Genomic DNA, 21,628 nt, shown 5'->3' on the forward strand with positions numbered 1-21,628 from the left:
TTGGCTCATCAATTACTGACAAAAATTTGCTCAAATAAACTTCGAGTAATTTCTACCATCAATCAATGAAAATATATTCGATCAATCAATCAGTAAAAATCCACACAAGTTGTTCTTCATAATCTCTTAATGATCTATTCACCACCTCGTCAGTGGCAAATATAACGCAATCAACTCAATAACTAGCACTTCGTGCTTCGTTCATCTCGCTGTATCGCGTCGGGATGCTGCGTATTCTATACAGTTTTGATTCGAGCGCAAGCCCATTTTATAAATTATTTATAAAATGCGACTCAACTGATCAATTAACCATCTAAATTTCTATTTTTATCATTAAAAAGTGAAGAATTGAATCTTTTTTACACATTGGAACACTAAAAAAGCCCAGTCTTTGATTCAGTCCTGGGCTTTAAATAGAATATTTGAATTAATTAGCTTGTTCTGCAAGCCAACTCATAAATTTCTGTTTTTCTGCCTTATCTGCTTTTTTCCAAAGCTCAATTAACTGTTGATCCACTGCATTTGATTTTGTAGTGGTTACAACTTGCACTGGTACTATTGGAGTGCTGGTAGTTGATTGTGCATAAACCGCAGGAGGTTGATTCACTGGCGCTGTCTTTTTTTGCGTTAAATCCATTGCCCCACCAAACATGCTGCGACTAAGCCAAGGTTTCTGCTCTGTATTGGCACCAGTTTGCTGAACTAACACTTGTTGTTTTTTATCATATAGAGCCACTGTAGGCTGTTCGGCATATTTTTTAGCTTGTTCAAATGTTTTTGGCGCATTAACCAAAGCAAGTTGATACGTTTCATTATCTTGTAAATTTGGGGTTTTTAGTGTCACCACACCAGATTTCACAATATCATGCTCACCTGACATATGTTCGAAATATTGAATATAGCGAAGACTAATACTTGAACTACCCGCATCTAACTTATAGACATTATTCTCTGATCGGAAAAGACCTGTATTTACTTCTTGATCATTGACTGCAAGAATTTTGATTTCTTCTGGTGCTGTGACTGTAACCGCTGAAAATACTGAACCACTCATCAATAATGCTGCTGTAGCAAATGTTAAACGTAAAGCCATTTCGCCTTCTCTTCATTCATTGTTAAATTTTAGTTGCACTATGCAAGTTATAAATGACAGTTTTATGACAGAAAGGTTTGCGTTACACAACCTTCTTTTAGTCTTACTTTTATAGGTTTTGATTGATTTAATTTTAGCATTCAACAGCAGAGTTAACCGCAATAATGACAAATTCTACTAGGCTATAGTTGGCAGTATGAAAAAAGTCACAGCTCTAGAAGCTGTGACTACATGCACTTAATTAAATGTTTTAAAGCGTACATTGTCATCCATATAGGTTTTTTCACCCGCAGCAGCTTCAATTGAACCCAATACCAACTGCGCCCGTAGTTTCCAATTTTCAGGGATTGCAAAAGTGGTCGCCACCTCTTCATCAATTACAGGGTTATAGTGCTGTAAAGATGCGCCGATATGATGTTCAGCTAAAATTGTCCAAACTGCATATTGCGCAATCGCCGATGAATGTTCAGACCAAACTGGAAAGTTATCTGCATATAGTGCGAATTGTTCCTGCAAAGATTTAACTACCGCTTGATCTTCATAAAAAAGAACAGTGGCATAACCTGCAGCAAAACTATCTAATTTCTTATTTGTATTTTCAAAGGCTTCAGCAGGAACCATTTTACGTAAAGTTTCACGCACGATATCCCAAAATTTATGATGAGACTCTGCAAACAACATCACGACACGGGAGGTTTGCGAATTAAATGCAGATGGGCTTTCACGTACTGCATCTTTCACCAGTTGCTCAATTTCACTTTGGTGAAGAGTGACATTTTTTCCTATTGAATAAATTGTACGGCGTTTTTTCATATGATCTAAGAATGCCATTTTTTTGTCCTCAATCTTATACAAGTTAAAAGCGTATGGTTTCGCCTATGACATTGTTCCATCTTAAGCACTTTGTAAATTTAATAAATGTATCTCATAGTGACAGTGTGTCTTATATTTAGAACGCTAAATAATTGAATCACGCATATTCATTAGCAATTCAATTTGATCTTAGATGGTTTGCTTAGCTTAAAACCATAAATTCAGCCTCACTCATCAACATTGCTGTATTTTCAATGGCTTGTTCTATAGAACCAAAAACCATTTGGGTTTGCAGCTTCCAGTGAGGGTTTATTTGCAAATGCTGCGAGACTCGATAGTCGATAGCAGGATTATAGTAATTGAAATGAGCTCCTATCCCCTCATCAGCAAGCGCAGTCCAAACTGCATATTGAGCCATGCCTGCACTATGTGCTGACCATGATGGTAACTGCTCTGCATTTATCGCTAAATTCTTTTGTAAGTTTTGTAGAATTGATTGATCTTCAAAAAAAAGTACCGTGCCATACGCTGCCAACGATTGATCGATTTTATGCTCAATGGCAGAAAAAAATTGCTCTGGGACTTGTGTTCTTTGTATCTCTTTGACCAAATTCCAAAAATCTGCATGTGCTTTCTCAAGCAGAATCACTATGCGAGTAGTTTGTGAGTTTATGACTGATGGACTGCTTTTTACTGCGGATTGAATCAGCTCAATGAGATACGCGGGCTCATGTGGCAATTTTTTCCCTAATTTTTGAACACTCTTTCTTTGTTTTATTTGTTGTATATGGGCCGATTCACTAAGCTCAGCCTGATTTTTTCGATTAAAAATAAAATCTGCGGTAATTTCAGTCGTTAGTACTTGACCTAGTTTATTTAACAATGCCATTGGTGTCCCCATCTAAGCCAGAATAAACACTTATTTTTTTTAAGTGTTTATTATTCTAACGCCAAGACTTGAGTAAAATGTCATTTCATATTTTTTAATTGTTCTCTTTTAAATCAATTAATTAGCCAAAAAACAATAAACTCCGCATTTGGCGGAGTTTATGTGAAATCTACAACATTTTACTTTTCAGTTTCAAACAGTGCAGCAACGAATGATTTAGCAGAGAATGGACGTAAATCGTCAATTTTCTCACCCACACCAATAAAGCGAATTGGCACATGGGTACGACTCGCAATATTAAACAGTACCCCACCTTTAGCAGTACCATCTAATTTTGTAATCGTGATACCGGTTAAACCAACCGCCTCATCAAATAATTCAACTTGGTTAATTGCATTCTGACCTGTACCCGCATCAACAACCAACATAATCTCATGCGGTGCAGTCGCATCAATTTTTTGCATGACACGTTTGACTTTAGTCAGCTCTTGCATCAAGTTACTTTTGTTATGTAAACGCCCAGCGGTATCTGCAATAAGTACATCAACCCCTTTTGCTCTAGCACTTTCAAAAGCATCAAAAATGACGGAAGCACTATCCGCACCATGACCTTGAGCCACGACAGAGATATTGTTACGCTCGCCCCAAATTTGCAATTGCTCAGTGGCTGCCGCACGGAATGTATCACCCGCAGCCAACATGACTTTTTTACCTTCACCTTGCAATCGTTTCGCCAACTTTCCGATTGTGGTGGTTTTACCCACACCATTCACACCAACAACCAAAATCACAAATGGGTTTTTATTGGGGTCGATATGTAGCGGTTTTACACGAGGTGCCAGTAGATCAACCAGTTCTTCTTGTAGCGCTTTATACAATGAATGTGAATAAATCAGATCGCCACGAGCCGTACGTTCAGTCAAATTCGCAATGATGGCTTTGGTCGCCTCAACACCGATATCTGCAACCAATAACTGTTCTTCAACTTCTTCAAGAAGCTCATCATCGATTTCTTTACCACCGATTAGTATATTGACCATACCATCGGCAAAGTTTTTACGGGTTTTCGTCAACCCTTCTTTCATACGACTAAAAAAGCCGCCTTTTGACTTTTCTTCTGACTGTTCGTTGGAAGTTTCTACTGTCGAAGCAATGACCTCTTCAGGCTTTGGTGATTCAACAATAGGAACATTGACCGCAGGTAAGCTGGGTAAAGTTACATCATCATCACCAATATCAGCATCAATCAAAAATTTATTTTGCCCTGTAGATTGTTGTTGCATGCCGAATCCTTTGAAAAGCAGCGCGTTAAAAGTAAATAATCTTAGCATAAAAGATCAAGATTTTCTTTATCTTGGCTTTCTCACAAAATCTCAGCACAAAAAAGACCAAGCTGTGGTTGCATTTCATCCATAATTTCTGAAAAATGAACTTTAATCCCAGCATTTCAGAGTAAGACAAGTGTTTGGTGAAAATAATAAGAATATCCAGCCCCAATTCATGCTTTTTCTCAGCATTCTTGGTTTTTTTTGCCTCATTCAACCTTCTACCAGTGCTGCTAAACCACAACCTAAACAAGCGCGCACCACCATTGAATCTACCCTCGAAAATGGTCTTAAAGTCATTATCCGGGAAGATCACCGCTCACCGATGGTCATGACACAAATTTGGTATGGCGTAGGCAGCAGTGATGAAGTTGGAAATCATCTAGGGATTTCACATGTCCTTGAACATATGATGTTTAAAGGCACAACAAAAGTCCCAAATGATGAATTTACTCGCTTAAGCCGAATTTATGGCGGTAGTGTCAATGCTGCAACATCGAATAACTCCACCTATTATTATCAACTCTATCAGAAAAACTATTTAGCCCTTGCATTAGAGCTTGAAGCGGATCGCATGAATCATTTGGTGCTGCGTCAAGCAGATTTTGACACCGAAATTAAAGTGGTCAAGGAAGAACGCAGGCAAAGAACAGATGATAATCCGCGTGCATTAGCATTAGAACGATTTAAATGGATCAGCTATCCGACGAGTACTTATAGACAACCTGTGATTGGTTATATGAAAAATCTGGATCAGCTTCAGCTCGATCAAGTGAAGCAATGGTATGCCAAATGGTATGTTCCCAACAACGCTGTTTTAGTGATTGTGGGCGATGTAGATGCTGATCAAACCCTTAACTTGGTTAAGCAATATTTTTCGTCGATTCCCTCAAAACCCATTCCTCTACGCAATAATGTCATGGAATATTCAGATCTCGGTTATAGACACTTGGAAGCTGAATTAGCCGTACAAGTACCTAACCTCTACCTGGCATGGAATGTCCCATCCATCGCTACAGCCTCAAATCCTCAAGATGCATATACTTTAGCCATTATCAAAAATATTTTAGATAGCGGCATCACATCCAGATTGCAACGTAATCTAGTGCGAGAGCAAAAATTACTCGCATCTGCCAGTGTTTCCTATGAATTATACAATCGCGGCGATAGTCTATTTATTATCTCTGCGCTACCTGTAAATGGTATCTCGTTAGACACTATAAAATCCGCTTTATTAGCAGAAATAGAGCAACTCAAAACAACACCCGTATCAACTGAAGAAATTAATCGTGTGATGACTCGTCATATTGCGGATTTAATTTACAATCAAGATGATATTGCGGGACAAGCCAAAATAATTGGCACACTCGAAATCAATGGCTTAAGCTTTCAGTTGATTAATCAAATTCCACAATATTATCAATCTGTTACTCCTGATGATATTCAGCGCGTTGCCACTACATATTTGATTCACTCTAATCTTGCCAGCATGTACATACAACCCAAGCAAAAATAAAACATGAAAGAAGGTGTAGAGATGCGAATAATACTGCCATGCTTCATAACCTGTCTGTTACTTTCAACACAAAGCTCAGCCGAATTAATTGATCTTACATTGAGTTCGTCTGATGAGCAGTTAACCGCATTTAACCAATTACAGAGTCTCAGAAACATTCATCATCCAGAATTGGTCGCTGTACCCGATGTACACGAACTCAAAAACAAATTTTTGGTCCGTAGTTTGTTTGTGGAATCCAACGATTTACCCATGATTGATATCCAGCTGACATTCAATGCAGGATCATCGCGGGATCAAGAAATTGGTGCAGGACTGTATGGATTAGCCAATATGGCGGCACAACTCATGGATGAAGGCACTACAAAATATTCCGCCGAAGAAATCATCTCTACTTTTGAAAGTGTCGGAGCAAAATTGAGTGTCACCGCTTATAAAGATATGTTTGTAGTCAAACTACGTGTACTCTCTGATCCAGAAAAATATGAACCCGCAATTGCCATGATGCTTGAAGTTCTGAAGCAGGCTACATTTAGATCTTCGGGTATTCAACTGGTGTTAAGTAATACGGAAATAGGGCAAAAGCAACTGAAAGAGAATCCTGGACGAATGAAAAACATCGTCTTTTACCGCAGCCTTTATGCCAAGCATCCCTATGCAGAACCCACCACAGGCACACAAGCCAGTATTCGAAAAATTAGACCTGAAGATTTAGTACAATTTCGAAAGCAATTTCTAGTTCGAAGTAATTTAAATATTGCGATTACCGGCAATCTAACCGTGAAACAAGCCCAGAGATTAGCTGAAAAAATTATCGACAAGCTTCCTGCTGGTATAAAAGCACCGCCCCTTCCTGCTCCTATCGTCCAATCACAATTCAATATTCGGCATATTCCCTATGCATCAAGCCAAGCTCATGTGGTGATGGGAGAAATCGTAACCACTCGTCATGATCCCGACTATTTAGCCTTACAACTTGCAAATCGAATATTTGGAAGCGGTGGTTTTAATTCCATCCTAAGTAAAGAACTGCGTGTTAAACGTGGATTAACATATGGTGCATATAGCAATTTTAGTTTTATGCAAGTAGCTGGACCATTTAGCTTAGGCTATTCTACAGAGCAGCAACACTTATTAGAAACGATACAAATCGCACATAAAGCATTGGTCGACTTTGTCAATCAACCAATGGATCCTAAACAATTTGAAGAAGCAAAACAGGGTTTATTGCTTTCATTTCCGAATAGCTACAGCAGCAATGCTGCAATGAATGCACAACTCGGATCAATGGGCTTTTATGGATTGCCTAGCAATTATTTAAATCAATATTCGGAACAACTCAGCAAGTTGACCATTGAACAGGTACAACATGCTGTTCGCAAACATTTACATCCTGATCGATTAACCTTAGTCATTTTTAGCAGCACATTAGATAAAACCAAGCTAAATCAGATTTTAAACCATAATTTAACTTCTAATTCAGCCCTTCCTGAAGTACGACAAGCCCCCGTTATCGACGAGTTTCATCCGCCAAAGCCGGAAACTCCTTCGCCCGAGACTGCTCCGCATGATAGGCCCGCATTAATTTCAAATAATGACCAATTGTGACCTGTTGCTTTTTCATAAGCTCAGTCGCCATATCTTGTGTGGAAGGATAATAGGCTTGATGGGCCAATTGTCTCACTTGTTGATATTGAGAAAAACTGACTGGTCGAAACAAGGCAAAACTAGCAATAAAAAGAATTGCGACAATAATACTGAAAACCAGTAAATAGTAGAAATTTTCTAATTTGAATTGATGGAAAAAATGAAGAACTTTCTGTTTTGCACTATGCATACACTACCTCTAATGATGAGGTAGTGTAGGATGGCTGATCTAGAATCTCAAGTTGATTTACCCATTCTTCAGCTTAACGGATTGAAAATGAGCAAATATCAACATTAACTACTTGTGATATTACGTACTACTGCAAAATAGAGAATAAAAGCAATTAAAGCCAAAGCTAAAATAATGGCAAATACCCCCACGCCATGTTCAGCATCAGCAGGATGTAGGTCTTCATCATCTGCTATACGGCGCAATTCCCCATCATAAGTTTTATAAAATTCGACTCTCTGTTGTGGTTCCAGTGTGCGTGTAAAATCATAAACACGCTTACGCTGTGCCAAACAGTAATCCCCTAAATGAATTTCATTATGAAAAATTGCTTCATCTAATTGTTGACGATGATAATGTGCCAACTCAACAATTTTCTCAGCATTCAGCGGTAATTCAAAAGTAAAGCCGTCTATTGTATTTGTCATATTATTCTCCTTTTATTTACAGTATCCTGTAGTTCCATATTAATAAAAAAAGTTTTCGTCTATTGTTTAATCATGTAACTTGTTTTTATTAAAGTATGCCCCATATCTTATTTGACTTTTCACCCAATTTGTAATATTAGTTTAATAATACTTATGTAAATTAGTATGAAGACTAAAAAGTCGAGCTGTGCAATCATAATTACAATAAGGAGTTACCTATGATTCAACAAATCTCTCAACATGACTTAGAGCATGTATATGCAACTGCGGTAAATACTATTCAATCGCAAAAAAACTTCGTTGACGCTGTTCAACAATTGGAAGAAGTTGCTCGTGCAGGGCATGGTAAAGCTGCAATGTTCTTAGCAGAACTTTATTTCCAAGGTTTCCGTGTAGAACGTGATTCACTTAAAGCGCAATACTGGCAAAAAATGGCCACCATGCAAGCATAATCAAACGTCACCTAGGTGGCGTTTTTTTTCCTCTGATTTTTTTGAAATATATTTACTTACGATTTTTCGCAAAGCTTACACTGAAATTTAATGTGTTTTTTTTACAATAACCCATGACTTCACAATGTCTGCTCAATATGAAACAAATTAGTCAATTACAACCGATAGCAAAAGACTTATTTTTTAAAATTACTGTTTTAAAATCCATGATGTACTGCGGTGTGTTATGGGGTTTATATGATCAAGGCTGGGCAATCATGTCCGATCAAGACGATTATATTTTTCCATTCTGGATGAATAGTGTGCAAGCGCATAAGTATGCGAAAATTCACTGGCCAAGTTACACGCCGCGTAAAATTACTCCTGCTGATTTTCAAAAATCACTATTACCGACTCTGACTCGCCTAAAAGTGATTCCCGCTCTGTGTAATTCATCTAGCCAGAAGTTTAAACTGACCACTCAACAAATGCGTCATTTTTTCTTTTCAGATTTGCACCTACAACCCGCCTAAAGCCATGTAAAGCTTAAGGGACTTGAACCAAAGTCCCTTTATTCTTGTATTAAATGCAATTTATGACTGAATAGGTATTTGCAATTTTTTCGTTTCAAGTTAAGTTAAATATCAAACAATAAACAACAACAGAGATGCTAAGTATGACCAAAGTTGCACAAGTCCTTCAAGATAAATCAGAACAAACTATTTTCACCATTCGTCCAGATTCAACCGTATATGAAGCCATTAGGCTGATGGCTGATAAAGGTATTGGCGCACTGGTTGTCACCCAAAATGAACAAGTGGTTGGCATTCTTTCTGAACGCGATTACACCCGTAAAGTCGCCTTAATGGAACGCTCTTCTTTCACAACCAATGTCAGTGAAATCATGACCGCCAGTGTCCTCACTGTCACCACAAGCAGTAGTGTCGAAGACTGTCTAGATTTAATGACTGAGCGCCATCTTCGTCATTTACCTGTGGTGGAAAATGATCGACTCATTGGACTCATTTCGATTGGTGACTTGGTTAAAGCCGCGATGGCTGACCAAAAAAACCTCATTGAACAACTACAGCAATATATTTCTGGTTAAGTTTTATAATTGCATAAAAAAGGTCAGCCCAATCGAGCTGACCTTTTTCTATTGCTGACTGATTAATTTAGTCCCAATTTCTCTGCAACATAGTCCGAATCCTTGTCACCACGACCAGACAAGTTCACGACGATTTTAATGTCTTTTGCTAGCTTTGGTGCTTCGCGCAAGGCCCATGCAACAGCATGAGAACTCTCAAGCGCAGGTACAATACCTTCTACACGCGACAAGGTCATAAACGCATCTAAGCACTCTTGGTCTGTAGCCGAGGTGTATTCAACTCGTCCCAAATCTTTCAGAAAGCTGTGTTGCGGTCCTACACCTGGATAATCCAATCCCGAAGCAATCGAATGTACAGGCAGTGGTTCACCTTGCTCATCTTCAAGCACATAACACGCCATACCATGAATTTGGCTTGGCTTACCCAAAGTCAAGGTCGCTGAATGCATGCTTGTATCCAAACCATGTCCCGCAGGCTCAACACCCACCAGTTTCACATCCGCTTCATTCAGAAATGCTGTGAAAGCTCCTATCGCATTTGAGCCACCACCGACACAAGCCACGAGGTAATCAGGATTTTGACCAAATCGGTCATGACTTTGAACTTTAATTTCATTGCCAATAATACTTTGGAAATCTCGAACCATTTTTGGAAATGGGTGTGGACCAACGACTGAACCAATCGCATAAATATAGTTTTCAGGGTCATTTAAATATTCTTCAAAAGCACTGTCTACCGCATCTTTTAAGGTTGCAGTCCCGCGTGTAACCGAAATAAGCGTCGCGCCTAAAATTTTCATTTTAACGACATTAGGGTGCTCTTTTTCGATATCTACCTGCCCCATATGAATTTCACAAGGGATGCCGACCAAGGCACACGCTGTTGCTAATGCTACGCCATGCTGCCCTGCGCCTGTTTCTGCAATCACTTTGCTTTTGCCCATATACTTGGCAAGTAACGCTTCACCTAAGCAATGGTTAATTTTATGCGCACCAGTATGGTTTAAATCTTCGCGCTTTAAATAAATTTGCGCCCCACCCAACTGTTCAGATAAACGCTTGGCATGGAATAAGGGACTCGGACGCCCGACATAATTGGCAAACAAATCAGCGAGTTCATTTTGAAATTCTGGGGTATGACGAATTTCCTCATAAGCCTGATTAATTTCATCCATTGCTTGTTTTAAATGCGGAGGAATATACTGACCACCATAAGGTCCAAAGAAACCCTCTTCATTCGGTAAATCAATACCATTAATTTGTTGATTCATCGTTTATTCCCCTCTTATAAACTTATTCAATGATGTCTAAACCGGTAGCCCAAAGTCAGTAAATTTAACGGGCTAAATATTTCGTTAAATCCTCAATACCCTTGAGTGTCATCGGATACATATGCTGTTCAAAGATCTGTTTAATCGCACCAATAGTTTGTGTGTAATGCCAGTAACTCTCTTCTTCAGGATTCAACCAAGCGGTCTTATCAAAATGATGTCGTAAGCGCTGTAACCAGACTTGCCCAGACTCATCATTCATATATTCAACTGAGCCACCCACCGAATTCAGCTCATAAGGTGCCATACTGGCATCCCCAACCACAATTACACGATAGTCACGGCCATAGGTATGAAACAAATCCCAGGTATTCATACGGGTATTCGAGCGACGGACATTGTCTTTCCAGACATAGTCATATAAACAGTTATGAAAATAGAAATATTCAAGCGTTTTAAATTCGGTTTTTGCTGCGCTAAAAAGTTTTTCACACTGTGCAATATGGGAGTCCATCGACCCCCCTACATCAAATAACATCAATACTTTGACGCGATTACGGCGCTCAGGTACCAACTGAACATCCAAAATACCTTGTTTTGCGGTTTCTTTGATGGTGCCGTCAATATCTAGTTCTTCTGCTGCACCCTGACGTGCAAACTTACGTAAACGGCGCAATGCCAGTTGCATCTGCCGCGTACCCAAAATCTGCTCATCATCTAGATTACGATATTTGCGCTGTTCCCAAACTTTGACGGCAGAGCGCTTGCGCCCTGGACCACCAATACGCACCCCTTCAGGATGATCGCCATAAGCACCAAATGGCGATGTGCCACCCGTACCAATCATGCGATTTCCCCCTTGATGTTTTTTATGTTGTTCGCGTAAGCGCTCTTCCAACATTTTCATCAATTCTTCCAGCGAACCTGCTTTTTTAAGCTCTTCACGCTGTTCAGGGCTTAGGTGCTTTTCTAACAACTCTAAATCAAACCAATCTTTTGGTAGTTGCTGAACTTGATTTAACAACTCATCCAGATCAAACGTAGCAATACCATCAAAATAGTCTTTCATGCCACGGTCAAACTTATCGAAAAACCGTTCATCTTTCACCATAATGGTTTTGGCGAGTTGATAGAATTCTTCTTGATCGGCAAATACCAAGCCTGATGCAACCGCCTCATTCAAATCAATAAGTTCGCGTGTGGATACAGGCACACCATATTTGCGTAAGGTATAAAACAAGCGCACAAACATGCGTGTTTCTCCTTAACGACGTGACATAAAGGCTAGTCGCTCAAGCAACTGTACATCTTGCTCATTTTTAATGAGTGCACCGTACAGCGGCGGAATGGCTTTGGACTTGTCGTGATTACGCAGCACATCTTCAGGCATGTCATCCGCCATCAATAAACTCAGCCAATCGATCAACTCTGAAGTTGAAGGTGGTTTTTTAAGACCTGGGATTTGACGTAATTTAAAGAAGACTTGAAGTGCTTCATTCACCAAGGCAGCTGAAACCTGAGGGAAATGCACATCAATGATTTCACGCATGGTGGCTTCATCTGGGAACTCAATATAATGGAAGAAACAACGACGCAAGAATGCATCTGGTAGTTCTTTTTCATTATTTGAGGTAATAATCACAATTGGACGCTGAGTTGCCGTAATGGTTTCGCCTGTTTCGTACACAAAGAAAGACATTTTGTCCAACTCATGCAACAAGTCATTCGGAAACTCAATATCTGCCTTATCAATCTCATCAATTAACAGTACACAGCGTTCTTCGCTGGTAAAAGCTTCCCACAATTTGCCGGGTTTAATATAATTCTTAATGTCATAGACACGATCATCACCCAACTGGCTATCTCGTAAGCGGGAGACAGCGTCATACTCATATAAGCCTTGCTGAGCCTTAGTGGTCGACTTGATATGCCAAGTAATAAGCTTTAAGCCTAAACTCTGTGCAACTTGCTCCGCCAGTAAAGTCTTACCTGTTCCCGGCTCGCCTTTAACCAATAATGGTTTCTGCAATGCACGAGCAGCTTTAACGGCTAACTTCAAACTATCAGTGGCGATGTACTGGCTTGTACCTGTAAATTGTTGAGATTCAACAGACATAAGATAACCTTATTTTTTATTTAAAGTGGTGAACTTTTCTTGTTAACAATATGAGTTTGGCGTTTATCCGCATATTTAGACCAACAATAGCCAACGATTAAACCCAAACCAAGCACACATAAAATTGCAGATAAATTAAACCAAATCAGCGAGTGTTCTTTGGTCAATACACCAAACATTAAACCGAAAAATGCGGGTGCAATCGAAGCATTCGTACCTTCAGAAACCGTAGGTGTGAGCATGACTGCAAAAATAATCACCCAACTAATTCCACCAAAGGGTTTCGGCAACCGCTTTGCGATTGCATACCAGCACCATAAGATAATGATGCTGCCGATCAAATACACACTGACTGCAATCGTATCTTCAGGAATTGAGTCTAAAATTGAAAGTAAACTATCCACACTACAACTCCTGAAAAAAATTATGCACCACGTAAGCCTTCTGGAGCTACTGCATTCGGATTAATTAAACCCTCTGGTGGCATTTGAATAAAGAAGCCTTTCGTTTGAATGGAATCCATCACATGCAGTACGTTTGCGCGTGCTAGCTTACGCGTTTCTGTTAATTCAATATGCATGACAAACGTCGCACGGCCAAAAGCATTACGTAATACTTCAGGCACAACGTCTAATGGATTTGATGTTTCAGCTTCATTTTCAGAAGGTCGAGAGACGTAAAGATACATCTCGTCTTTTTTACTCGATTTATAAATTGAACAATGCATGCTTAGAACATTACTTTAGAAAACACAGCGCCAAGCATACAACAAAAAATACTCGGATACATTAATGATTATTAACGCAGCAGTCGTGATGCGGCTTAAACGCAAATTCTTTAAACAAATTTTACCAGCGTTATACCGCTTGCATTTGCGTGGTTAAATATTGTTGATCTTGCTGCAACACTTGAATTAACGGTGTCGTCAGCATTTCGTAACGCCATCCGAGCAAATAATTTGGTAAATCTTGCTCATCACGACCAAAGACCACATGTTGATACAAGGCATTCAGCCATTTTTTACGTAACAATACTTCTTTAGGAATAGTGGTTTCATTGACTACCGCTTGAATCACCGCTTCAACTTTATTACCAATCTCTTTCGATGAATGACGAATTGGTCGAGCCATACGCAGTGGCCATTCTTCCTGTGCAGGTAAGAATTTGAGTAAATCGAGAATAGTTTTACCATATTCACGAAGTGTGTTTTGACGAATATCTTTGATACCACTGAGTTGAAAATGATTCTTTGGATTCTTCTCAACCAAATCAATAATACTGGAGTTTTTTAAGATAAAACTACGCGGCTGATTCAAGGCTTTGACCATCTGCTCACGCCAAACAGCCAATTGCTGAATCTGCATTAATTGACGACGAGAATGTCGATAATTTCCAATATCTTGATATAACTGAGGAATAGGCGTTTCTTGCCCAATTTCAAAAGTCAGATTTTGGCAATCTTCTTGAGCAAATGCCAATAAATGTTTTTCATCCAGACTACTGCGCACTTTGTCTGCCAGAGACATTAAGTACAGTACATCATTGGCAGCATACGTTAATTGTTCAGGAGAAAGTGGACGAGCTAACCAGTCAGAACGCGTTTGATCTTTATCAATATCCACATTTAACATATGTTTTAATGCATTTTGATAACTGACTTGCAAACCATGTCCTAAAAATGACATGCCGACTTGCGTATCAAATACATTATTCAGCGATTTGTCTTGTGCATAATGGTAAATTAAATCGATATCTTCACCGCAAGCATGGAATACATTCAATTGGGCGGCAAAAATCTTTTTCCAGAACTGACTTAAATCCAGCGTGGTGCCATCCAACAAATAAACTTGCTCAGCAACATTAATTTGGAACACACCCAGTTTTGGCCATAAGGTGTCCACTTTAATAAATTCTGTATCCAATCCGTATATGGAGTTCTGATCCATAATGGACAAAAAGTTATCTAAATCTGTCTGATGCTGAATAAACTGAAACATACTGCCGAGTCTAGGAATAGATTCTCTAAAAATATATCTTACCTGATATATAACAATTAGCTATAAAAATTTTAATTTTATCTAAAAGAATTACTTAATTTTTAGGGTATAAGCTCTATTTATCTGTTTATTTATACTTTTTTCCTATTAGCTTATTATTTAAAAATATACCAATCGTTAAAATATTACATTTTAAATCAGCCAACAAATCCTCAAAAAAAAACATGAAATAAGTCGGGCTTATTTCATGCGCATACGGTTATGAACGGCCTGACTTAATGTATGACTATCAACATATTCAAGCTCACCACCTTGTGGCACCCCTTGAGCAATTCGGGTCATGTGTACGGGCAAATGCTTGCACGCTTCCACCAAGTAATGTGCGGTCGCTTGTCCCTCTACTGTGGCATTGGTCGCAAGAATAACCTCTTTAATTTTCCCATCGCTTAAACGCTGAATCAAATGTGGAATGCCTATTTCATCAGGCCCAATCCCATCCAACGGCGATAAGTGCCCACCCAAGACATGATATTTACCGCGAAAACTGCCACTTTGTTCAATCGCCATGACATCTGCTGGTGACTCGACTACACACAGCTGTTGTTCATCGCGCTCTGTAGACAAACAAATATCACAGACTTCATCTTCGGTCAGTGAATGACAAATACAGCATTCATGAATATGATTGGTGGCCTCATTTAATGCATGCGCCAAACCCACTGCCCCTTCGCGATTCTTCATAATTAAATGTAGAGCCATACGTTGTGCAGACTTTGGACCTACACTTGGCAAAATTCTTAAAGCTTGAACTAACTGTTCAAATCGATCACTAAACACTGAAATTCCTAAATAAAAATACCTCCCTAATAAGGGAGGTAAAACACCACTAGGGATTAGAACATACCTGCAAGGCCTGGTGGTAAGCCCATACCTGAACTCGCCCCTTTAAGACGCTCTTCAGAAATAACTTCCGCCTGACGAGCAGCATCATTCATGGCTGCAGCGATTAAGTCTTCAATCATATCTGGATCATCTTGCAACAATTCAGGACTAATCTCGATACGTTTTACCACATTACGGCAAGTCATGGTCACTTTCACCAAACCACCGCCCGCTTCTGCGTGTACTTCAGTTTGTGCAAGCTCTTCTTTGGCTTTTTTAAGATTGCCTTCCATCTCTTTTTGCATGCGCTGTGCTTGCTGCATCAACATATTAATGTTCATAAAAATCTCCGAACAATATTTAAAACTTAAAGCTGTATTTAAATCAGATCTAAACCACGGTTTAAATCGCGAATAATATCATCAATATCTTCAATACCGACTGAAACACGGATTAAACCTTCACGAATACCCGCAGCTTCTTTTGCTTCAGGCGAAAGCTTACCATGAGTCGTGGTAGCTGGATGTGTAATTGTTGATTTCACATCACCCAAATTACCTGTAATCGAGATAAATTGGGTATTGTCGATGACTTTCCAAGCCCCTTCACGACCACCTTTGACCTCAAAGGAAACAATGCCACCAAATCCTGTTTGTTGTTTCGCTGCCAATTCATGCCCCACATGTTCAGGCAAGCCCGCGTAATAAACTTTTTCTACTTTTTCATGTTGGTTTAAATACTCAGCCAGCTTTTGCGCACCTTCAGAATGTGCTTTCATTCTTAAGCGTAACGTTTCCAAGCCTTTAAGGAATACCCAAGCATTAAATGGGCTCATAGATGGCCCTGTGGTACGTACATAACCAAACACTTCTTCTAGAAGTTTATGGCTCCCAACGACCGCGCCGCCTAAAGCACGACCTTGCCCATCCAAATATTTGGTTGCAGAGTAAACAATCAAATCCGCACCAAAATCGATGGGACGTTGTAATACTGGTGTACAGAAGCTGTTATCAATCGCTAACAATGCACCATTTGCATGTGCAATATCAGCCAAGGCCTGAATATCCGCCACTTCAGCCAAAGGATTCGAGGGTGACTCGACAAATAACAACTTCGTTTCAGGCTTAACTGCATTTTTCCATGCGCTTAGATCGGTTAAATCAACAAAATCAACCGCAACACCAAATTTAGCCACATATTTTTCAAACAATGAAACCGTCGAACCAAAAACAGCACGTGAACAAATCACATGATCGCCCATTTTTAAAAACGACATTGCAACAGCCATAATGGCTGCCATACCCGAACTGGTTGCAACTGCTCGTTCAGCGCCTTCTAAGGCCGCTAAACGCTTTTCAAACATAGATACTGTCGGATTGGTAAAGCGCGAGTAAATATTACCTGGCTCTTGTCCAGAAAACTTCGCTGCAGCTTCTGCCGCATTTTCATAAACAAATGAAGAAGTTAAAAAGATTGGCTCGCCATGCTCACCCTCAAAACTACGCGTATGACCAGTACGAATCGCTAATGTATCGAGTTGATATTCAATGTCGTCTTGTTGGCTCATTTCTACGATTCAGTTCTCAGAACTGCCTTTGTGAATAATTGCCAACATTTTGAGCGCCTAGCGCATTTCAGGTCAAGGTAAAATGTAAAATTATCGTTTAGACTTCGAGCAAATCTTTAGGCAGGTCAACAAAAATGTCCGCGATGTCAAAACTAAAACAACGGATCGCTCAGAAAAAAGTGCAAGTCTCTAATTTATCAACACGTATTTTAAAGCAGCACGCTCTGATTCTATCCGAATCAACGCCCTATGACATCATAGCGTTCAACGATTACGCTAAAGTCCGTTATTACCCCGCCAATCAAAGAAAATATCTTGAGCCTCTGGTTTTCGTTGCACCTTTTGCCATCAATATGGCGATTTATGACCTCTTTCCTTATCGCTCTTTGGTTCAGCATTTTCAAGGTCAGGGCTTTGAAGTGTATTTGATTGAATGGAAACATTTTGGATTTCGTGATCGACATATTGATTTCATGACAATTATTAACTATAGCCTACCAGACTGTATTCATCAGATTCGAGAACATGCCCACTCAGAACAGCTTTCCTTACATGGCTGGAGTATGGCGGGGATTTTTGTCCTGCTGTATAGCGCCTTACAACAACCAAATTTTGTTAAAAATCTGATTGTGTTAGGCAGTCCAATCGACAGTTATGCTTCGGGCTTTATTGGCAAACTCAATCAAGCAATGTACGATTTTATTCAGCACAATAAAAGCTTAGAGCAATGGTTATTCTCCAATAACATTCCTAAAAAATTTACCCATACGCCAGGCAAGCTCAATTCGATTGGTTTTAAAATTTTAGACCCCAAAGGATGGTATGCCAGTTATAAAACCTTACTCGGTAATCTAGATGATTTAGAAATCGTGAAGGAGAATGCCACGATCAGCAAGTTTCTCAACAATATGATTGATTATCCTGGTGGGATCAATCAAGACATGATTTTTAAAATCTGGCTTAAAAATGGTCTTAAACATGGCAATATTCAATTAGATCATAAGCATATACAATTAAATTCAATCACTTCCTCTCTGTTGATTGGTGCAGGTCAAACCGATCAACTTGTCACTGCAAATGCAATTAAACCCTTATGTGAATTGACAAATAGCCAAGATGTCACGTTTACTCTTATACCAGGTGGACATTTAGGCCTAATGTCCAGCAAAGCGAGTGCCGAACAATTTTGGCCTCAACTCACGGCTTGGCTAGCACAAAGATCAACAAAGATATAAAGGAAATAGCATGATTCATTCAGTTGCATTTATTGGTTTAGGCGCTATGGGTTATCGTATGGCAGCGCACCTTCCTAAACACTTCGAAACCGTATTCGTTTGGAATCGTAATTTCGCCAAAGCTGAGCAACATGCAACTGAATATGGAACGCTTGCCGTATCGCTACAAGAAGCGGTACAAGCCGATATCGTTTTTTCCTGCCTTCCAACCAGCCAAGATGTCGAAACACTGATTGCTGGACTTGAACTCAAAGCTGGTAGTATTTGGATTGACTGCACCAGCGGAGTTCCTGAATCAGCCAAAAGACTTGCCGAAGCTTTAAACATTCAACAGGTGGCTTTCCTCGATGCACCAGTCAGTGGGCAAACCATTGGTGCTGAAAATGCAACCCTTACGGTCATGGTCGGTGGTGATGCGGATGCTTTTAGCAAGGCATTACCAGCCCTGAACGCTATAGGCAAACTGATTAAACACGTTGGTGATTCTGGTGCAGGTTTTGCCGTGAAAGCCGTGAACAACATGCTGCTTGCTGTTAATTTATGCGCTGCTGCAGAAGGGTTTACAACCTTAAAAGCACATGGCGTAAATCTTAATGAGGCGCTGGATTGTATTAATGCATCTAGTGGCAAAAGTGGTGTAACTGAAACCGTATTACCACAACGCGTATTAAATCGCAGTTTTCCTCTGACATTTGCATTACCTTTATTGGCTAAGGACACTGGAATTGCGCTAGATTTGGTCAGAGATGCCAAACTTTCAGCCCCTGTAATTGCACTAACACAAAGTCTTATACAGGCAGCAAGTGATCTTGCAATAGAAGAAAGTGATTTTTCTACTGCGGTAAAACTCTATGAATCTTGGAGCAAAATTACACTTGAGTAATAACTTGCCATTGAACTACTCGATTTAAACCCAATATTGTAATAAGGTGTTTAACATATACTGTTACAAACAATGAGGAAACTCTTATGAATAAGTTGCTGATTGCCTGTCTTACAGGTTTATCAACTTTAGTTGCGGCAAGTGTGTTTGCTGCAACACCAGAGCAAGAGTGCCAAAAGTTGAAAAATGATCATGATGTCATTTATGCATCAAAAGGTTTCTGCTTTAAAGACCCGGAAGCAAAAGCAAAGTTTGGTAATGAAAACTGCTACACCACCAAGCCGAAGTTTTCTGAGAAAGAGCAACAACGTCTTGACGAAATCAAAGCACGCCAGAAAGAACTTAATTGTAAATAATGACTAAATTCCCCGATATAAGGGAAAATGATAAAGGATGCATCATGGCTTACGATGATCAAAATATTTTTGCAAGAATTCTACGTGGCGAACTTCCTGCCATTAAAGTATATGAAGACGATCAAGTTCTTGCTTTTATGGACATTATGCCACAAGCGGAAGGTCACACTTTAGTCATTCCAAAAACGCCTGCGGTGAGTCTACTGGATCTTCCAGCAGACGCTGCAGCCTATACCATTCAGATTACGCAGAAAATTGCTCGTGCAATGGAAAAAGGTTTAGGGGTTGATGGCATTGTATTAATGCAACTCACCGGAGCATCTGCTGGACAGACGGTTCCACATGTCCATTTTCATCTTATTCCAACCAATGTGCATCAATTAGGTAAACATGCAGCACAAATGGGCGATCAAGAAAAGATTAAAGCGCAGGCAGAAAAAATTAAGGCTGCTCTAGAAGAGTAAACAAGTAATAGCAATACTTAATGGAGCTTCGGCTCCATTTTTTATTTTATAAAAATTAAAAATAAAATTAAATCTGAGAGTTATCTATTCATGATTCGTCATCAAACTGTCATCTATTTTTCACTTTGCTGTCACAAAGTTTGCAGATACTGCATAGCAAGTTGGTGAGCTATGTAACGAATTGTACAGAAGCGAACTAAAAATAAGAGTTTGTTGGCACTTGCCATAAAAATTGTGTTTTGGAGAAATCTCAATGAAAAAATTGCTTCTTGCTGCAGCAGTAACAACGTTAAGCTTAAACGCAGCACAAGCAGCGCCAACTTTGTACGGTAAATTAAACGTATCTATCGACAATGTTGACAACAAAAGTTTTGATGGCAAGAGTGATGTCACAGAAATCAACTCTAACTCTTCACGCTTCGGTATTAAAGGTGAAGAGAAGTTAACAGAAAAATTATCTGCAATTTATTTAGCTGAATGGGCTATTGCAACTGATGGTTCTGGTTCAGATACAGACCTTAGTGCTCGCAACCGTTTTATTGGCTTAAAAAGTGATGGTATTGGCTCTCTAAAAGTAGGTAAATTTGACTCTTACTTCAAAACAGCTGCTGGTAACAACCAAGATATCTTCAACGACCACACTATTCTAGATATCACCAACATGATGTATGGTGAGGAACGTTCAAACAACGTCCTTGGCTTTGAATCTGACCCTAAATTACTAGCTGGTTTATCATTCAACGTCATGTTCCAACAAGGTGAAAGCTCAACTGACCCTGTTAAAGGTGCAACTGGTAACGATGATACCCGTAATAACTTCGGTGATGCTGTTTCAGCTTCTGTAAACTATGACAATAAAGATTTAGGTCTTGCCCTCGCAGTTGCTGGAAATTCTGGCATTCAAGGTAAATATAACGCTTACAGTTTAAAAGATATTTATTCTGATGCTTACCGCGTGACTGGCTCTTATGATTTCAGCACGATTGGTCTTAAAGGCCTAGTACTTGGCGGTTTATGGCAACATGCTGAGCCTACAGATGATCTAACCAACTATAATACTGGTAAAACTGACTCTACTGGTGCTGCAATTACTGCAAACTATAAAGGCTTAGAAGAAGATTCTTGGATTGCTGCGGTTACATACAAAATCGGCAGCACACCTTTTGCTGTAAAAGGACAATACCAATCAGCACAAACTACACGTGATGGTTATGATGATCGCACAATTGATCAATATGGTATCGGTTTAGACTACAAAATGAATAAACAAGCACGTTTCTACGCAGTTGTAGCGCAACAAAAACGTGACTGGATTAAAGAAGATGATAGCCGTACTGTAATTGGTACAGGTATGGAATACAACTTCTAAGCCAATCCT

At 39.5% G+C, this 21,628-nt stretch carries 24 protein-coding genes; 10 read left to right on the top strand and 14 right to left on the bottom strand.

The window, feature by feature from the left end; translation table 11 throughout:
- Positions 1-427: 427 nt before the first annotated feature.
- The 4 genes from ACX17N_RS11385 to ftsY all read right to left on the bottom strand — a co-directional run bounded on the left by ACX17N_RS11385 (position 428) and on the right by ftsY (position 4,078).
- Complete coding sequence (locus ACX17N_RS11385) at positions 428-1,093, bottom strand: YccT family protein (protein ID WP_458892689.1); 666 nt, start codon at positions 1,091-1,093, stop codon at positions 428-430.
- A 237-nt stretch (positions 1,094-1,330) separates the two neighbouring features.
- Entirely contained in the window at positions 1,331-1,924 is a 594-nt protein-coding gene (locus ACX17N_RS11390) for a nitroreductase family protein (RefSeq protein ID WP_458892690.1), read from the bottom strand.
- A gap of 184 nt (positions 1,925-2,108) precedes the next feature.
- Entirely contained in the window at positions 2,109-2,795 is a 687-nt protein-coding gene (locus ACX17N_RS11395) for a nitroreductase family protein (protein ID WP_458892691.1), read from the bottom strand.
- A gap of 179 nt (positions 2,796-2,974) precedes the next feature.
- Positions 2,975-4,078 (bottom strand): signal recognition particle-docking protein FtsY, encoded by a 1,104-nt coding sequence (gene ftsY, locus ACX17N_RS11400; protein WP_458892692.1) that lies wholly within the window; start codon positions 4,076-4,078, stop codon positions 2,975-2,977.
- A gap of 217 nt (positions 4,079-4,295) precedes the next feature.
- Here ftsY and ACX17N_RS11405 point away from each other — a divergent pair, with 217 nt between their 5' ends.
- Positions 4,296-5,636, top strand: a complete 1,341-nt coding sequence (locus tag ACX17N_RS11405; RefSeq protein WP_458892693.1) for a M16 family metallopeptidase — start codon at positions 4,296-4,298, stop codon at positions 5,634-5,636.
- Between the two features lie 21 nt (positions 5,637-5,657).
- The gene (locus tag ACX17N_RS11410) at positions 5,658-7,244 is read left to right on the top strand and encodes a M16 family metallopeptidase (protein WP_458892694.1); all 1,587 of its coding nucleotides are present in this window, start codon (positions 5,658-5,660) and stop codon (positions 7,242-7,244) included.
- A 333-nt stretch (positions 7,245-7,577) separates the two neighbouring features.
- Here ACX17N_RS11410 and ACX17N_RS11415 read toward each other — a convergent pair whose 3' ends face one another.
- Positions 7,578-7,940, bottom strand: coding sequence for a hypothetical protein (locus ACX17N_RS11415; protein ID WP_458892695.1), 363 nt, complete (start codon positions 7,938-7,940; stop codon positions 7,578-7,580).
- 218 nt (positions 7,941-8,158) lie between these two features.
- Between ACX17N_RS11415 and ACX17N_RS11420 the strand changes: the two genes are divergently transcribed.
- The 3 genes from ACX17N_RS11420 (at position 8,159) to ACX17N_RS11430 (ending at position 9,479) form a co-directional block, all read left to right on the top strand.
- Positions 8,159-8,392, top strand: coding sequence for a hypothetical protein (locus ACX17N_RS11420; protein WP_458892696.1), 234 nt, complete (start codon positions 8,159-8,161; stop codon positions 8,390-8,392).
- 137 nt (positions 8,393-8,529) lie between these two features.
- The gene (locus ACX17N_RS11425) at positions 8,530-8,904 is read left to right on the top strand and encodes a DUF2750 domain-containing protein (protein WP_458892697.1); all 375 of its coding nucleotides are present in this window, start codon (positions 8,530-8,532) and stop codon (positions 8,902-8,904) included.
- A gap of 143 nt (positions 8,905-9,047) precedes the next feature.
- Entirely contained in the window at positions 9,048-9,479 is a 432-nt protein-coding gene (locus tag ACX17N_RS11430; protein ID WP_458892698.1) for a CBS domain-containing protein, read from the top strand.
- 62 nt (positions 9,480-9,541) lie between these two features.
- Here ACX17N_RS11430 and trpB read toward each other — a convergent pair whose 3' ends face one another.
- From trpB to ACX17N_RS11475, 9 genes are all read right to left on the bottom strand, one after another.
- The gene (gene trpB / locus ACX17N_RS11435) at positions 9,542-10,750 is read right to left on the bottom strand and encodes a tryptophan synthase subunit beta (RefSeq protein WP_458892699.1); all 1,209 of its coding nucleotides are present in this window, start codon (positions 10,748-10,750) and stop codon (positions 9,542-9,544) included.
- Between the two features lie 64 nt (positions 10,751-10,814).
- The gene (locus ACX17N_RS11440; protein ID WP_458892700.1) at positions 10,815-12,002 is read right to left on the bottom strand and encodes a vWA domain-containing protein; all 1,188 of its coding nucleotides are present in this window, start codon (positions 12,000-12,002) and stop codon (positions 10,815-10,817) included.
- A 12-nt stretch (positions 12,003-12,014) separates the two neighbouring features.
- Entirely contained in the window at positions 12,015-12,866 is an 852-nt protein-coding gene (locus ACX17N_RS11445; protein WP_458892701.1) for an AAA family ATPase, read from the bottom strand.
- A gap of 20 nt (positions 12,867-12,886) precedes the next feature.
- On the bottom strand, positions 12,887-13,270 hold the full coding sequence (locus ACX17N_RS11450; RefSeq protein ID WP_458892702.1) for a hypothetical protein: 384 nt from the start codon (positions 13,268-13,270) through the stop codon (positions 12,887-12,889).
- 20 nt (positions 13,271-13,290) lie between these two features.
- The gene (locus ACX17N_RS11455) at positions 13,291-13,593 is read right to left on the bottom strand and encodes a YcgL domain-containing protein (protein WP_458892703.1); all 303 of its coding nucleotides are present in this window, start codon (positions 13,591-13,593) and stop codon (positions 13,291-13,293) included.
- A gap of 130 nt (positions 13,594-13,723) precedes the next feature.
- On the bottom strand, positions 13,724-14,863 hold the full coding sequence (locus ACX17N_RS11460; RefSeq protein WP_458892704.1) for a ribonuclease D: 1,140 nt from the start codon (positions 14,861-14,863) through the stop codon (positions 13,724-13,726).
- Positions 14,864-15,103: 240 nt separating this feature from the next.
- Positions 15,104-15,700, bottom strand: a complete 597-nt coding sequence (gene recR / locus ACX17N_RS11465; protein WP_458892705.1) for a recombination mediator RecR — start codon at positions 15,698-15,700, stop codon at positions 15,104-15,106.
- A gap of 56 nt (positions 15,701-15,756) precedes the next feature.
- Positions 15,757-16,086: a YbaB/EbfC family nucleoid-associated protein gene (locus ACX17N_RS11470; RefSeq protein WP_458892706.1), complete on the bottom strand. Its 330-nt coding sequence runs from the start codon at positions 16,084-16,086 to the stop codon at positions 15,757-15,759.
- Positions 16,087-16,124: 38 nt separating this feature from the next.
- Positions 16,125-17,312, bottom strand: coding sequence for an O-succinylhomoserine sulfhydrylase (locus ACX17N_RS11475; protein WP_458892707.1), 1,188 nt, complete (start codon positions 17,310-17,312; stop codon positions 16,125-16,127).
- Positions 17,313-17,455: 143 nt separating this feature from the next.
- Here ACX17N_RS11475 and ACX17N_RS11480 point away from each other — a divergent pair, with 143 nt between their 5' ends.
- From ACX17N_RS11480 to ACX17N_RS11500, 5 genes are all read left to right on the top strand, one after another.
- Positions 17,456-18,547: an alpha/beta fold hydrolase gene (locus ACX17N_RS11480; RefSeq protein ID WP_458892869.1), complete on the top strand. Its 1,092-nt coding sequence runs from the start codon at positions 17,456-17,458 to the stop codon at positions 18,545-18,547.
- A gap of 10 nt (positions 18,548-18,557) precedes the next feature.
- Entirely contained in the window at positions 18,558-19,430 is an 873-nt protein-coding gene (locus ACX17N_RS11485; RefSeq protein WP_458892708.1) for an NAD(P)-dependent oxidoreductase, read from the top strand.
- Positions 19,431-19,516: 86 nt separating this feature from the next.
- Positions 19,517-19,786, top strand: coding sequence for a YARHG domain-containing protein (locus ACX17N_RS11490; protein WP_458892709.1), 270 nt, complete (start codon positions 19,517-19,519; stop codon positions 19,784-19,786).
- Positions 19,787-19,830: 44 nt separating this feature from the next.
- Positions 19,831-20,250, top strand: coding sequence for an HIT family protein (locus tag ACX17N_RS11495; protein ID WP_458892710.1), 420 nt, complete (start codon positions 19,831-19,833; stop codon positions 20,248-20,250).
- 253 nt (positions 20,251-20,503) lie between these two features.
- Positions 20,504-21,619: a porin gene (locus ACX17N_RS11500; protein ID WP_458892711.1), complete on the top strand. Its 1,116-nt coding sequence runs from the start codon at positions 20,504-20,506 to the stop codon at positions 21,617-21,619.
- Positions 21,620-21,628: the final 9 nt, after the last annotated feature.

The organism is Acinetobacter sp. GXMZU3951, from assembly GCF_054457875.1.

Bases quoted from the DNA above. Each gene is read 5' to 3' on its own strand.
- ACX17N_RS11415 (WP_458892695.1), bottom strand. From the start codon at position 7,940: ATGACAAATACAATAGACGGCTTTACTTTTGAATTACCGCTGAATGCT.
- ACX17N_RS11455 (WP_458892703.1), bottom strand. From the start codon at position 13,593: ATGCATTGTTCAATTTATAAATCGAGTAAAAAAGACGAGATGTATCTT.
- ACX17N_RS11405 (WP_458892693.1), top strand. From the start codon at position 4,296: ATGCTTTTTCTCAGCATTCTTGGTTTTTTTTGCCTCATTCAACCTTCT.
- ACX17N_RS11470 (WP_458892706.1), bottom strand. From the start codon at position 16,086: ATGAACATTAATATGTTGATGCAGCAAGCACAGCGCATGCAAAAAGAG.
- ACX17N_RS11430 (WP_458892698.1), top strand. From the start codon at position 9,048: ATGACCAAAGTTGCACAAGTCCTTCAAGATAAATCAGAACAAACTATT.
- ACX17N_RS11440 (WP_458892700.1), bottom strand. From the start codon at position 12,002: ATGTTTGTGCGCTTGTTTTATACCTTACGCAAATATGGTGTGCCTGTA.
- ACX17N_RS11385 (WP_458892689.1), bottom strand. From the start codon at position 1,093: ATGGCTTTACGTTTAACATTTGCTACAGCAGCATTATTGATGAGTGGT.
- ACX17N_RS11485 (WP_458892708.1), top strand. From the start codon at position 18,558: ATGATTCATTCAGTTGCATTTATTGGTTTAGGCGCTATGGGTTATCGT.
- ACX17N_RS11410 (WP_458892694.1), top strand. From the start codon at position 5,658: ATGCGAATAATACTGCCATGCTTCATAACCTGTCTGTTACTTTCAACA.
- trpB (WP_458892699.1), bottom strand. From the start codon at position 10,750: ATGAATCAACAAATTAATGGTATTGATTTACCGAATGAAGAGGGTTTC.
- ACX17N_RS11480 (WP_458892869.1), top strand. From the start codon at position 17,456: ATGTCAAAACTAAAACAACGGATCGCTCAGAAAAAAGTGCAAGTCTCT.
- ACX17N_RS11460 (WP_458892704.1), bottom strand. From the start codon at position 14,863: ATGTTTCAGTTTATTCAGCATCAGACAGATTTAGATAACTTTTTGTCC.
- ACX17N_RS11495 (WP_458892710.1), top strand. From the start codon at position 19,831: ATGGCTTACGATGATCAAAATATTTTTGCAAGAATTCTACGTGGCGAA.
- ACX17N_RS11475 (WP_458892707.1), bottom strand. From the start codon at position 17,312: ATGAGCCAACAAGACGACATTGAATATCAACTCGATACATTAGCGATT.
- ACX17N_RS11500 (WP_458892711.1), top strand. From the start codon at position 20,504: ATGAAAAAATTGCTTCTTGCTGCAGCAGTAACAACGTTAAGCTTAAAC.
- ACX17N_RS11420 (WP_458892696.1), top strand. From the start codon at position 8,159: ATGATTCAACAAATCTCTCAACATGACTTAGAGCATGTATATGCAACT.
- ACX17N_RS11390 (WP_458892690.1), bottom strand. From the start codon at position 1,924: ATGGCATTCTTAGATCATATGAAAAAACGCCGTACAATTTATTCAATA.
- ACX17N_RS11395 (WP_458892691.1), bottom strand. From the start codon at position 2,795: ATGGCATTGTTAAATAAACTAGGTCAAGTACTAACGACTGAAATTACC.
- ACX17N_RS11490 (WP_458892709.1), top strand. From the start codon at position 19,517: ATGAATAAGTTGCTGATTGCCTGTCTTACAGGTTTATCAACTTTAGTT.
- ftsY (WP_458892692.1), bottom strand. From the start codon at position 4,078: ATGCAACAACAATCTACAGGGCAAAATAAATTTTTGATTGATGCTGAT.
- ACX17N_RS11425 (WP_458892697.1), top strand. From the start codon at position 8,530: ATGAAACAAATTAGTCAATTACAACCGATAGCAAAAGACTTATTTTTT.
- ACX17N_RS11445 (WP_458892701.1), bottom strand. From the start codon at position 12,866: ATGTCTGTTGAATCTCAACAATTTACAGGTACAAGCCAGTACATCGCC.